Source organism: Capnocytophaga stomatis (assembly GCF_002302635.1).
Taxonomy (GTDB): Bacteria; Bacteroidota; Bacteroidia; order Flavobacteriales; family Flavobacteriaceae; genus Capnocytophaga; species Capnocytophaga stomatis.
In genome coordinates this window covers 114,461-128,298 of sequence record NZ_CP022387.1, presented here as the reverse complement: position 1 = coordinate 128,298, position 13,838 = coordinate 114,461, and the positions used below count along the sequence as shown (strand labels likewise).

At 34.7% G+C, this 13,838-nt stretch carries 12 protein-coding genes; 9 read left to right on the top strand and 3 right to left on the bottom strand.

What is annotated here, in order from left to right; all coding sequences use genetic code 11:
* Positions 1–132: 132 nt before the first annotated feature.
* Positions 133–1,512, bottom strand: coding sequence for a phosphoglucosamine mutase (gene glmM, locus CGC58_RS00565; protein ID WP_095894634.1), 1,380 nt, complete (start codon positions 1,510–1,512; stop codon positions 133–135).
* A 41-nt stretch (positions 1,513–1,553) separates the two neighbouring features.
* A complete protein-coding gene (locus CGC58_RS00560; RefSeq protein WP_095894633.1) occupies positions 1,554–2,381 on the bottom strand; it encodes an SAM hydrolase/SAM-dependent halogenase family protein in 828 nt (275 codons plus the stop codon).
* Positions 2,382–2,574: 193 nt separating this feature from the next.
* Here CGC58_RS00560 and CGC58_RS00555 point away from each other — a divergent pair, with 193 nt between their 5' ends.
* The 6 genes from CGC58_RS00555 to CGC58_RS00530 all read left to right on the top strand — a co-directional run bounded on the left by CGC58_RS00555 (position 2,575) and on the right by CGC58_RS00530 (position 7,721).
* On the top strand, positions 2,575–3,654 hold the full coding sequence (locus tag CGC58_RS00555; protein ID WP_095894632.1) for a mannose-1-phosphate guanylyltransferase: 1,080 nt from the start codon (positions 2,575–2,577) through the stop codon (positions 3,652–3,654).
* A 148-nt stretch (positions 3,655–3,802) separates the two neighbouring features.
* Complete coding sequence (locus tag CGC58_RS00550) at positions 3,803–4,321, top strand: Lrp/AsnC family transcriptional regulator (protein ID WP_095894631.1); 519 nt, start codon at positions 3,803–3,805, stop codon at positions 4,319–4,321.
* A gap of 27 nt (positions 4,322–4,348) precedes the next feature.
* The gene (locus CGC58_RS00545; RefSeq protein WP_095894630.1) at positions 4,349–4,963 is read left to right on the top strand and encodes a deoxynucleoside kinase; all 615 of its coding nucleotides are present in this window, start codon (positions 4,349–4,351) and stop codon (positions 4,961–4,963) included.
* Positions 4,964–4,984: 21 nt separating this feature from the next.
* Positions 4,985–5,209: a putative signal transducing protein gene (locus CGC58_RS00540; RefSeq protein WP_095894629.1), complete on the top strand. Its 225-nt coding sequence runs from the start codon at positions 4,985–4,987 to the stop codon at positions 5,207–5,209.
* Between the two features lie 98 nt (positions 5,210–5,307).
* Positions 5,308–5,793: a DUF6495 family protein gene (locus CGC58_RS00535; RefSeq protein WP_095894628.1), complete on the top strand. Its 486-nt coding sequence runs from the start codon at positions 5,308–5,310 to the stop codon at positions 5,791–5,793.
* A gap of 71 nt (positions 5,794–5,864) precedes the next feature.
* A complete protein-coding gene (locus CGC58_RS00530) occupies positions 5,865–7,721 on the top strand; it encodes a DNA topoisomerase IV subunit B (RefSeq protein ID WP_095897046.1) in 1,857 nt (618 codons plus the stop codon).
* A gap of 70 nt (positions 7,722–7,791) precedes the next feature.
* Here CGC58_RS00530 and rho read toward each other — a convergent pair whose 3' ends face one another.
* Positions 7,792–9,549, bottom strand: coding sequence for a transcription termination factor Rho (gene rho, locus CGC58_RS00525; protein WP_095894627.1), 1,758 nt, complete (start codon positions 9,547–9,549; stop codon positions 7,792–7,794).
* A 402-nt stretch (positions 9,550–9,951) separates the two neighbouring features.
* Here rho and ppk1 point away from each other — a divergent pair, with 402 nt between their 5' ends.
* The 3 genes from ppk1 (at position 9,952) to CGC58_RS00510 (ending at position 13,703) form a co-directional block, all read left to right on the top strand.
* A complete protein-coding gene (ppk1, locus tag CGC58_RS00520) occupies positions 9,952–12,042 on the top strand; it encodes a polyphosphate kinase 1 (RefSeq protein ID WP_095894626.1) in 2,091 nt (696 codons plus the stop codon).
* 108 nt (positions 12,043–12,150) lie between these two features.
* Complete coding sequence (locus tag CGC58_RS00515; RefSeq protein ID WP_095894625.1) at positions 12,151–12,969, top strand: ZIP family metal transporter; 819 nt, start codon at positions 12,151–12,153, stop codon at positions 12,967–12,969.
* Between the two features lie 32 nt (positions 12,970–13,001).
* Positions 13,002–13,703 carry an AAA family ATPase gene (locus tag CGC58_RS00510; RefSeq protein ID WP_095894624.1) on the top strand — a complete coding sequence of 234 codons (702 nt, stop codon included), beginning with the start codon at positions 13,002–13,004 and terminating at the stop codon, positions 13,701–13,703.
* Positions 13,704–13,838: the final 135 nt, after the last annotated feature.

The following is a 13,838-nucleotide window of genomic DNA, read 5'->3' as shown; positions in this document are numbered from 1 at the left end:
AAAATGTTAAAATTTAGTTTTTATTTTTAAAGAATACTTCTTACTGAAATAGATTTATATGAAAGAAACTTCACCAAAAAATAAACTTTGATGAAGTTTCAAAATGTATTATAAAAGTGTTAGTTTTTTGATTTATAACTTTTTGATATCGTCAATGATTTTCAAAGCTAAATCGTCAGCTTCTTTTTGGCTTTTGGCTTCTGTATAAATACGGATGATAGGTTCAGTATTTGATTTTCTCAAGTGAGCCCAGCTTTCGGCAAAATCAATTTTCACTCCGTCGATAGTGTTCACATTTTCATTAGCATATTTTTCTGCCATTTTTTTCAAAATGTTATCCACGTTTACATCGGGCGTCAGTTCAATTTTGTTTTTGCTCATAAAATAAGCAGGATAACTTTCACGAAGTTGTTTTGCAGAACAATTTTTCGTAGCTAAAAGCGACAAAAACACAGCAACACCCACCAAAGCATCACGTCCGTAATGCAATTCAGGATAAATTACTCCGCCGTTTCCTTCACCACCGATAACAACGTTATGTTTTTTCATCATTTCAACAACGTTTACTTCTCCCACAGCCGAAGCAAAGTATTTTCCGCCGTGTTTTTCGGTAACGTCACGCAAAGCCCTTGATGAAGAAAGGTTGGAGGCAGTATTTCCCGGAGTTTTTCCTAAAATATAGTCAGCACAAGCTACGAGAGTGTATTCTTCTCCAAACATTTCTCCATCCTCGCAAATGAGCGCTAATCTGTCCACATCTGGGTCAACTACGATTCCAAAATCAGCTTTTTCGGCAACAACTTTGGCAGAAATATCTCCCAAATGTTCTTTCAGAGGTTCCGGATTATGAGGGAAATGCCCCGTTGGCTCGCAATAAAGTTCCACAACTTCTACTCCTAATTTTTTCAAAAGCTTAGGAATTGCAATTCCTCCGGTTGAATTTACAGCATCGACAACTACTTTGAATTTTTTCTTTTTAATAGCTTCAACGTCTAAAACTTTTAAATTAAGAACAGCTTCAATGTGTTTATCAATGTAGGTGTCGTTTTTGGTAATTTTCCCCAAATCATCGACCAAAGAGAAACTAAAATCATTCTTTTCAGCAATTTTCAGGATTTCTTCTCCGTCCTTTCCGCTTAGAAACTCTCCTTTATTGTTGAGAAGTTTCAGGGCGTTCCATTGTTTTGGGTTATGGCTGGCAGTCAAGATGATACCTCCGTCAGCTTTTTCCATTGGTACGGCAACTTCCACAGTGGGGGTGGTACTCAAACCTGTGTCAATCACTTCAATTCCCAAGCCTACAAGCGTATAAGCAACCAAATTCTGAATCATTTCGCCTGAAATTCGGGCATCGCGTCCCAAAACCACACGGATATTTTCTTTTTTTAAGGTTGATTTTAGCCAAGTTCCGTAAGCAGCGGCAAATTTTACAGCGTCGATTGGAGTTAAATTGTCTTCGGGTTTTCCGCCGATTGTACCCCGAATTCCTGAAATAGATTTAATTAATGTCATATTCTTATGTTTTTATGATTAAATATGTTCGTTTTTATTTTTTAATAAAAATGCACTGTAACATTATCAAGACATTCTATTCCCAAAAGGGTGGAAGCTCCTCCTAAAGAACTCAAATCACTTTTGTAGATGCTAATTTGCAGTAAATCAATACTATTGAATAAAAGTAAATCTCTTCCTTCAGGTGCTCTGTTTTCTTTTGGAATTCTAAAATCGATTATATCAGTGTATAAATTGTGTATTTTGCCCAACGAATACATTTTGAAAATCACTTCAAAATCACGATTTTGCCCGATTTCATCGAATAGCGAACGACTAATGTTACTCACTGCATTTCCGTAATGGTCTATATAGATGATACTTCCGTAAATGAAAGATTTATCTCGTGAAATTTCAGGCTTTAAGTAGTTTATTTTCAGGTAATTATCTGTTTTTTTTCCGATTTTATCAAGAGGAATTTCATTGCCTATTTTGGCTATTATTTTCGGAAAGAAATCAAGTGCCGGAAATAGCGTAACAGGTTCATTTTCTCCGATTTCATAAACTTCTACATCTTTCTCATTTTCAGATAATAAATGAAAAATACCATTGTCAGCCCCAATGAAATAATGTCCGTTAAGATACATAATCAAGTGCTTTTTTTCGGGAGTTCGCTCCGAATCCACACCAATAACGTGAATGGTTCCTTTCGGGAAATGTATGTAAGCATTTTTGAGGATATAAGCCGTTTGCAGAACATCAAAAGGAGTAACCAAGTGTGAAATATCAACAACGTGAGCCTGCGGAAGATTGCTATAAATAGCACCTTTCACAGCTCCGACGGAGTAGTCTCGCTCTCCAAAATCTGTAGTTAATGTGATGATTTTCAAATTAATTGTTATTACACCTGAAATTATGTAGTACGGTTAAAAATGCCCACAAACATAGTAAAAAAAATATTATTATACATTCTTTTAAGGTATTATTTATTAACATTTGTCGCAATTGATATTTTCCGTTGTTTGAAATTGATTTTAATTCAAATATTTTCTACCTTTGCGAAAAACTTATCATATTTTATTTATGAATCATAACTATTATGCAGTAATTATGGCGGGTGGAATCGGTTCTCGTTTTTGGCCTATCAGCACCGAAAGCTACCCGAAACAGTTTCACGATATGTTGGGTACGGGACAGACATTGCTTCAAAGAACCTTTTCCCGACTTAATAACTTCATTCAAAAGGAAAATATTTTAGTTTTGACCAATGAAATATATGGTGAGTTAGTTAAGGAGCAAATCCCCGAAATAGATAGTCAAAACATTGTTTTAGAGCCTTGTATGAGAAATACAGCTCCTTGCATATTGTATGCTTCGATGAAAATAAAACAACGAAATCCCAATGCACTGATGATTGTTGCTCCAAGTGACCATTGGATTGAGAATGAAACCGTCTTTGCTGAAAATGTGAAAAAGTGTTTTGAAGCTTCACAAAATGCTGATATTCTGATGACTTTAGGAGTTATTCCTACGTTTCCCAATACAGGATATGGCTACATTCAGTATGATAAAAACACTTCTGATGAAATAAAAAAAGTAAGTCAATTTCGGGAGAAGCCTGATTATCAAACTGCTAAGGAATTTTTACAATTGAGGAATTTTCTGTGGAATGCAGGGATTTTTGTTTGGAGCGTACGAAGTGTCTTGCAAGCTTTTAAAATATATCAACCTGTTATGTATGAGCTATTTGACAAGGGAAGTGATTTTTATAACACGGAGCAAGAACCAGATTTTATCAAAGAGAATTATCCCAAAGCCGATAATATTTCGGTTGATTATGCCATTTTGGAGCCTTCTTCCAATATATATGTGCTTCCTGCTCGCTTCGATTGGAACGATTTAGGAACGTGGGGTTCACTATATGAAAAACTTCCGAAGGATGAAACGCAAAATGCAGTGGTAAATGCTCAAGTTTTGTTCAGAAATGCAACTAACAATATTGTGCGTTCCGAAAAGGGGAAAACAGTTGTAATTGAGGGTCTTAATGATTACATAGTTGTGGATAAGGAAGAAGTATTGCTGATTTGCCCGAAACAAAACGAACAAAATATTAAAGAAATACTAAACGAGGTTAAAAATAAGTTTGGAAATCATTTAGGATAGGTGTTTTATTATGCTTTTCTGAAAAAGTGATAATAATATTATTTTTAAGGATTTAATTAAAAGAAAACAGAAATTTTTTTCTGTTTTTTTGTGTTTCTCAAAAAAATAAAATATTTTTACCGACATTAATCTTAATAACTCAATAACTATGCAAATGTTAGACCATATAGATTTTATGCTACTTGATGAATTGCAGAAAGACGGAAAGCAGTCCATCAAAAAGTTAGCAGAAAAGGTAGGGCTTTCCATCACGCCCGTACACGAGCGAATAAAAAAATTGGAAACCAGCGGAATTATAGAAAATTATGTCGCAGTGGTTAATCCTAAACAATTAGGTAAGAAGCTTGTAGCGTACTGTCAGGTAAAATTGTTGCGTCATCAAGGAGAGCTTTTTGAAGAATTTGAAAAGTATATAAGCACGTTAGATGAAGTTCTTGAAGCCTCGTATATGGCGGGAGGTTATGATTTTTTGCTCAAATTGGTGCTAAACGATATGGAAGAATATCAGAGATTTGTTGTGCATAAAATTTCGAAATTGGAAATAATTGCAAACATTCAAAGTTCGTTCGTAATTAAGGAAATCAAAAATACGTCAATGATAAAATGTTTACGTGACGAAGCAGAATATGAATACAATAACACACTGAAAAACAGTAACGAATTATAAATACATTATTAAAAATAGTTAATACTGATGCATATAGCCGTCGCAGGAAATATTGGAGCAGGAAAAACCACACTAACAGCTCTTTTAGCAAAACATTATAACTGGGAAGCTCATTATGAGGATGTTGTAGATAATCCGTATTTGGATGATTTTTATCATCAAATGGAACGTTGGAGTTTTAATCTACAGATTTACTTCTTAAATAGTCGCTTCCGTCAGGTTTTAGATTTTCGTGAAAAGGGAAATAACATAATACAAGACAGAACAATTTACGAAGATGCTCACATTTTCGCACCCAATTTGCACGAAATGGGACTTATGAGCGGGAGAGATTTCCAAAATTACAAATCGCTTTTCTTTCTGATGGAAAAGCTTGTGCAACCGCCCGATTTGCTTATTTATTTGCGAAGTACGATTTCAAATTTAGTGAAGCAAATTCATAAGCGAGGAAGAGATTATGAAAGCTCTATTTCAATAGATTATCTTAATCGTTTAAATGAACGTTATGAACAATGGATTAAAAATTACGATAAAGGAAAGCTATTGATTATTGATGTGGATGACATTAATTTCGTGGATAATCCTGAGGATTTGGGCGAAATAATAAACAAGGTTGATGGCTTGCTTTATGGACTTTTCTGAAATAAATAAAAACAAATTAATATGCCGGAATTAAAGAAAATATTCGAAGGTTCTTCAATTCAAGCTAATCTTATAAAGTTGGCTTTGGAAGAAATTGGAATTGAGCCAATTATAAAAGACCGCACGGAATCAGGGAGATTGGCAGGATTTGCAAGTGAAATTCCAATGCAAGTGGAAGTATATGTTTTTGAAAATCAGTATGATGAAGCTATTGATGTTTTGAAAAACTTATCTTTGGAAGATTAATTCTTCTTTTCGTTTCTATCAAAAGAAAAATATGTTTAACAGTTGAGAATTAGGGCGTAAAAGCATTTTAACTCTCAACTTTTAATTTTTGTAAATAAATGAAATACACACGTTTAACCAAAGAACAGCTGGAAGAACTCCATCACGATTTTGCTCGTTTTTTGGCTTCACAACAAATTACTTCCGATGAATGGGAAATCATAAAAAGAGAAAAACCACACATAGCAGAGGAAGAAATTGATATCTTCAGCGATTTGGTTTGGGAAAAGAGTTTGGAAAAAGTTAAATTTTTAGAAAGAATTGATAGTGAGTCTGTTAATTGTTTCTATTTTGGAGAGAATGATGCTCAAATGATTTCCGTTTTAATTTCAAACAAAACTGTTGATTTAACAACTTCGGAAGGATTTCACTGGCTTGAAAATAACATACATTCTGATAAAGTTCAGCTTTATACGGGGAAAAAAAAATTGGAAGAAGACCGTAAATTGGAAATATTTAATTTAATTCGTCAAGGAGCTCAAGTGTCTGACGGAAAGCTTTTTAAATCTTTATTAGATATAAAAAAGCAGATTGAAAATAAATAAATTTTTCAGTGGAGGATATTTTTTCTTTTCAAAAATTAGTATCTTCGCACGGATTTCAAAAAGTTAAAACTATGGAAAATATACAACAATATACTGAGGATGATATCAGGTCGTTAGACCCTATAGAACACGTTCGTATGCGACCAGGAATGTATATCGGGAAGCTTGGTGACGGTTCTTCTCCAGATGACGGAATTTACATCCTCTTGAAAGAAATTTTGGATAACTGTATTGATGAGTTTGTTATGGGTGCAGGAAAATCCATTGAGGTTAAAATTACGGATAATCGGGTAGAGGTACGAGATTACGGACGGGGAATTCCTTTAGGAAAGATGATTGATGCGGTTTCCAAAATGAACACTGGCGGGAAATATGATTCTCAGGCGTTTAAAAAATCGGTGGGACTAAATGGTGTGGGAACGAAAGCTGTGAACGCTTTGTCAGCTTACTTTAGGGTAGAATCCATACGAGACAATAAATCAAAGTCCGCCACATTTGAAAAAGGTATTTTGCAAGAAGAATCTCCCATTGAGGAATCTTCTAAACGAAGAGGAACAACCGTGGTTTTTATTCCTGATGAAAGTATTTTTAAAAATTACAAGTTCAGAAAAGAGTACATCGAACGGATGTTAAAAAACTACGTTTATCTGAATACGGGACTTACAATACATTACAACGGTGAGAAATATTATTCTGAAAATGGATTAAAAGATTTGTTGACAGAAAATAATAACGAAGAAGATTTTCTTTATCCCATTATTCATTTAAAAGGACCTGATATTGAGGTAGCGGTAACGCACAGCCGAACGCAATACAGTGAGGAATATTACTCTTTTGCAAATGGTCAAAATACTACTCAAGGTGGAACGCATTTGTTGGCTTTCAGAGAAGCTTACGTGAAAACCATTCGGGATTTTTTCAATAAATCGTACGACGCTGCGGATATCCGCAAGTCAATTATTGGAGGAATATCAATCAAAGTGGTGGAGCCCGTTTTTGAAAGTCAGACAAAAACCAAATTGGGTTCAGTGGAAATGGGTGAGGGAATGCCGTCGATACGCTCTTACATCAATGAATTTATTGGTAAACATTTGGATGATTTTCTTCATAAAAATTTGGCTGTTGCCGATGAAATAAAAAAGAAAATTGAACAGGCAGAACGCGAACGCAAGGAGTTGGCAGGAATTAGAAAATCGGCGAGGGAAACGGCAAAAAAAGTTAGTTTACATAACAAAAAACTTCGTGATTGTCGCATTCACTTAACGGACACCAAAAAAGAACGAAATTTGGAAACTACTCTTTTCATAACCGAGGGAGATTCAGCTTCGGGTTCTATTACCAAGTCACGCGATGTAGAAACGCAGGCAGTTTTTAGTCTTAAAGGAAAGCCACTCAATACCTTCGGAATGACGAAAAAAATTGTTTACGAAAACGAAGAATTCAATTTGTTGCAGGCTGCACTAAATATAGAAGAATCCATTTCCGATTTGAGATACAATAATATCGTCATTGCAACGGATGCCGATGTGGACGGAATGCACATTCGTTTGCTTTTAATTACTTTCTTTCTGCAATTTTTCCCGGAATTGATAAAAGAAGGACACGTATATATTTTGCAAACGCCTCTTTTTCGAGTACGCGATAAGCAACAAACAATTTATTGTTATAGCGAAGAGGAAAAGCAAAATGCAATCAAAAAACTAAAAGGAAAGCCTGAAATTACTCGATTTAAAGGATTAGGAGAGATTTCACCCGATGAGTTTAAGCATTTTATTGGTGAAGATATGCGTTTAGAGCCTGTAATGATGGACAAAACTATTCATACAGATCAACTTTTAGAGTTTTATATGGGTAAAAACACGCCCGATCGTCAGGAATTCATCATAAATAACCTCCGTGTGGAATTAGATATGGTTGAAGAGAATTAATTTCATCTATTTTGAAAATAAAAAAAAGCTATTTCTGAGAGGAAATAGCTTTTTTTGTATTTTGGAAAATCTAATTGTTCATCGTGATGAGAAATTCCTCATTATTTCGGGTTTGTTTCATTTGGGTTTCCATAAATTCCATAGCTTCCACAGGATTCATATCTGCCAAGTATTTACGCAAAATCCAAGTGCGTTGCAATGTTTTCTCATCAAGCAGTAAATCATCACGACGTGTTGAAGATGAAACAAGGTCGATAGCAGGGAAAATACGGCGGTTTGCGATGCGTCTATCCAACTGCAGTTCCATATTTCCTGTTCCTTTGAATTCTTCAAAGATAACTTCGTCCATTTTCGAACCGGTTTCTGTGAGAGCTGTCGCTATAATTGAAAGAGAACCTCCGTTTTCGATATTCCGAGCTGCACCGAAAAATCGTTTGGGCTTGTGAAGTGCGTTGGCATCAACTCCTCCCGTAAGTACCTTACCTGAAGCAGGTTGAACAGTATTGTAAGCTCGTGCCAATCGTGTGATAGAATCCAAAAGAATCACCACATCGTGTCCGCATTCAACAAGCCGTTTCGCTTTTTCCAATACGATATTAGCAATTCGTACGTGTTCCGAAGCTTCTTTGTCAAAAGTAGAAGCAATGATTTCACCTTTCACACTTCGTTGCATATCAGTCACTTCCTCAGGACGCTCGTCAATAAGCAAAACCATCAAATAAACTTCAGGATGATTTTTCGAAATAGCATTTGCTATGTCTTTGAGTAACATTGTTTTACCTGTTTTAGGTTGAGCTACAATCATTCCGCGTTGCCCTTTTCCTATAGGAGAAAACAAGTCAATAATTCGAGTAGAAATGGTACTTCCTTTTTCTGCCAATTTGAATTTTTCATCAGGGAAAAGAGGCGTTAAGTGTTCAAAAGAAACGCGATCACGCACAATTTGAGGGTCAAGACCATTTATTTTAAGCACTTTAAGCAGTGGAAAATATTTTTCTCCTTCTTTTGGAGGACGAACCGCACCCAGCACAGTATCACCTGTTTGCAACCCGAAAAGGCGGATTTGTGATTGTGAAACGTAAATATCATCAGGCGAGGCTAAGTAGTTATAATCAGAAGAACGAAGAAAGCCGTAACCATCTTGCATTATATCCAAAACACCTTCACATTCTACAATTCCGTCGAATTCAAACTCAGGGGAACGATAACGATTTTTTTTCTCCTTATCAAAGTTTTCAGAATGATTGTTGTTCGAGTGGTTTTGGTTATTTCCGTTTCCATTCCCATTTCCGTTTTTATTGAAATTGGATTTGTTGTTTTGGTTATTTTGTTGATTCTGAGTGTTTTGTTGGTTGTTTTTTTTCTGGAAGTTTTGTTGCTTTTTGAATTGCTTCGATTCTTTGCTTCCTTCGTTGGAATCTTGTGAGGAAACTTCTCTGGCTTCTGTTTTTTTATTTTCTTTGGTTGTGACAGGAGTATTTTTCTTTTTTACGTTTTGATTTTTAGTTGGCTCCTGTTTTTTTTCTTCAGTAATAATAGTTTCTTTTTCAGTCTGTTCAACTTGTTCGGTTTTGTTGTTTTCAGAAGCTACTTTGGGCGTTGCGTGTTTCTTTTTATTTTGATTTTTTGCAGGATTTACCTTTTCTTCAGCAGTTTCCTTTTCGTTTTGTTGTTTTTTAGGTAATGGAGGGTTTGATGCTTGAAAATCAAGTATTTGGTAAATTAAGTCGCTTTTGTTAAAGCTACGAAATTTAGGAACCTTCATCTCCTGAGCTATTTCCTGTAATTCAGGAAGCTTCATAGATTTTAAATCAGTAATGTCAAACATTGGTAATTTTTTGTTATTAAAATAAAAAAATGATGATTTTTTCCAGTTTTTAGAATGTCGTTGAGATAGATATTTCCTTTATTAAGAAATGTTTAGAGAATGTTTTTAATAGAAGGAACTGAAAAGTCGGTGCAATATTACAATATATATAGATAAAAAGCAAATATTTTTTCAAAAAAATGAATTTTAAATGTTTTATTTAGGGAAAATCAAATTTATTTGGAGAAAAGTTTTTCTTCTTGAATTAAAAACAAAAAAATCAATGTTTTGTATTTGATTAACGTATTAATTGTTATTATCACATTATCAAAGGATTGTGTAATGTTACATTCTACATTTTGTTTTTTGTTCTTATCAAAAAAAAATTATATCTTTACACGGATTTTTCTAAATGAATTAAAAATGGCAAAAGATAAAAATAAATATATCAATAGAGAACTTAGTTGGCTGAAATTCAATGCTCGAGTTCTTCAAGAAGCAGCAGACAAAAACGTTCCGTTATTGGAAAGATTGCGTTTTGCAGGTATCTTTTCCAATAATTTAGATGAGTTTTTTAAAGTGCGTTATGCAACAGTGAAACGTGTGGCGATGAATGATCACGCACACGATGAGCTTGGTGTACACGCTAAAGAATTACTCGAGGAAATAACAAAGGAAGTAATTGAATTACAGGAGGAAAGCCTAAGGATAATTAATTCCGTAACAAAAGAACTTGAAAAGGAAAATATTTTCATTGTAAACGAAAATACATTACTTCCTGAGCACGAGCAGTTTGTAAACACATATTTTTTGGCAAAAGTTCGCCCCGCATTATTCACGATTATTTTAAATGATTTGGAGGCTTTTCCGCAGCTGAAAGACGATGTGGCATATTTGGCAATAAAAATGACACTCAAGGAGGAAACAAAAACAAAAGGAGTGCAAAAGTTTTTCTCATCAAAAGCGTATAAAGAAAAAATACAATACGCTCTTATTGAGCTTCCTACAACGTTAGACCGTTTTGTTGAGCTTCCGCAAGTAGGCAATAAGCATTATATAATAATGATAGATGATATCATTCGTTTTTGTATGCATCGTATTTTTAATATATTTGATTATGAGTCTCTTACTGCTCATATGATAAAAATTACTCGCGATGCGGAACTTGATATTGATGACGATTTGAGCAAAAGTTTTGTGGAGAAGATATCCTCAAGTGTGGAAGGCAGACGTAGCGGAGAACCCGTACGATTAGTGTACGACAAGGAAATAGGAAAAGATACGTTACAATTTTTGTTTGAAAAAATGGAAATTGTTGAAACAGATAGTATTATACCAGGAGGAAGATACCACAATCGCCGTGATTATATGAATTTTCCGAGTATGGGGCGTCGTGATTTGACCTATGAACCCATTCAGCCACTTCCGGTTAAGGGACTTGCTACGGGAGGAAGCCTTCTCCAAAAAATAGCTGAAAAAGATTATTTGCAATTTACTCCTTATCACACATTTTCCAACATTGTTTGGTTTTTGCGTGAAGCGGCGTTAGACCCGAAAGTAAAAGCGGTTAAAATCACGATTTATCGTTTGGCAAAGAATTCGCAAGTGGTTAATTCTCTGATAAATGCAGTAAAAAACGGAAAGAAAGTAACCGTACAAATTGAGCTTCAGGCACGTTTTGATGAGGAATCAAACATAAAATACGCAGAACTTTTGAAAGCGGAAGGAGTGAAGCTCATTTTTGGCGTTCGCGGGCTAAAAGTGCACAGTAAAATATGTGTTATTGAACGTGAAGAAGGCAAGGAAATTAAGCGTTATGGCTTCATCAGCACGGGAAATTTTAATGAATCAACTGCGAGAATCTATACGGATTACACCCTATTTACGGCGAATCAGGATATTCTAAAAGAAGTAAATAAAGTATTTAACTTCTTGGAAACGAGTTATGTAATTCAGCGTTATAAACACTTGATAGTTTCGCCTCATTATACGAAAAAAATGTTGATGAAACTCATTGACAAGGAAATAGAAAATGCCAAGTTAGGTAAAGAAGCATATATAAAGCTGAAAATGAATAGCTTAACAAGCTATAAGATGATAGACAAACTCTACGAAGCCAGCAGAGCAGGAGTTAAAATTCAAATGATTGTGCGAGGCATTTGTTGTTTGATTCCGGGAGTGGAAGGAATGAGCGAAAATATTGAAGTCATCAGCATTGTGGATAAGTTTTTAGAACATCCTCGTTTGTTTATTTTCGGAAATAACGGAAATCCAAAGGTTTACATTTCTTCTGCGGATTTTATGACAAGAAACATATCTTACCGAGTTGAAGTGGGTTGCCCGATTTATGATTCTAATATCAAAAAAGAATTGATTGATACCTTTGAAATTGGCTGGTCGGATAATGTGAAAGCAAGAATTATTTCAGAAAAACAAGATAATGCGTATCGAAGTAACAACAACCCTAAGGTTAGGTCACAAGAAGCAATGTATGAATATTACTTGAATAAATAAGGGTTCGTAAAATGAATCTAAATAATATTATTGTGGTGTTAAAAATATTTTTAGATTAATCTAAAATAAATCGTTATTTTTGCACTCAATAATTTTAGATTTTAATTTATGGTTGAATCGGTAATTGCTTATCTGGAGAGTATTGACCCTGTAAATGCGGCACTCTGTGCGACGTTATTTACTTGGTTTGTAACGGCTTTGGGAGCTTCAGTAGTTTTCTTTTTCAAGGAAATGAATAAAACTTTTCTTGACGGAATGCTCGGGTTCACAGGAGGAGTTATGGTAGCGGCAAGTATCTGGAGTTTATTGATTCCTTCTATGGAAATGACTGAAGGAGAGGGATTTTATAAGGTAGCACCAACTATTTTTGGTTTTTTGTTGGGAGCTCTTTTCCTTTTTGTTTTGGACAAATTATTGCCTCATTTTCACGCAAATTTCAAACAAACGGAGGGAGTGAAATCAAGGTTAAGGAAAACCACTTTACTAATTTTGGCGATAACCTTGCATAACATTCCTGAAGGATTGGCAGTAGGTGTTCTTTTTGGTGGTGTTGCAGCCGGGGTTCCTGAGGCTTCCATTGCGGGAGCGGTGATTTTGGCAATTGGGATTGGATTGCAAAACTTTCCTGAAGGTATTGCGGTTTCGATGCCTCTGCGTGCTATGGGATTAAGCCGAAGGAAAAGTTTTTTTTACGGACAGTTATCTGCTGTGGTTGAGCCTATTGCAGGAGTTTTGGGGGCGGTTGCTGTATTGTTTTTCACGCCAATTTTGCCTTATGCGTTATCTTTCGCTGCGGGAGCAATGATTTACGTGGTTGTTGAAGAGGTAATCCCTGAGTCACAGCAAAATAAGAATACGGATGTATCCACAATTGGGTTTCTCATCGGGTTTGTGATAATGATGTCATTGGATGTGATGTTAGGATAATCAATTTGAAAAATTAGTACAAATAGAAATTTATGATTACAACAGATTTTGTAATTCAAGATAGAGAATCTATTCCTTTTGAAGAGATTTTTTTATCTGAAGAAAATAAGAAGGCTTTAAATCAGGTTATTAAGGAGCACAAGTACTTTGCGGAACTTTCAAAATATGGGCTGTACCCTGATAATAAAATTTTGTTTCACGGAGCTTCGGGATGCGGGAAAACAACAACAGCTAAAGCAATTGCAAAAGTGTTAAATAAACCTTCTTTTATATTGAATCTGAGTAATTTGGTAAATTCAAGAATAGGGGAAACATCTAAAAATTTGAAGGCGGTTTTCGATAAAGCTCAAAGGGAAAAAGCGGTTTTGTTTTTAGATGAATTTGACCAAATAGGAAAAACCCGAACCGATGATGAACGCGATGTGGGGGAAATGCGTCGTTTGGTGAATACGATTATCCAGCTTTTTGATTATTTTCCCAAAGATGGAGTGCTTATTTGTGCTACAAATCATATTGATTTCATAGATTTCGCTTTACTTCGCCGTTTTCAGTTTAAATTGGACTTTCAACTTCCAACAAATGAGCGTTTGGATGCCTATTATGACAAAATATTAACGCCTTTTCCTGAAGAAATGAAAAATATTGACAGAAAATATGATATTTCATACGCAGAAGTGAAAGATTATGTTCACACACAGATGAAAAAAGCAATAATTGAATCCTTAGAAAAATAATTTTTTCGGAATTAGAAAATTTATTCATAAATACTCAAAAAAATATTTTTTAATATGTTCTTTTTATAGGTGAATTTTCTCTTTTTTGGCATAATTATTGCTGATTATAAAAGGAGTATGTTAAAAAAATATATT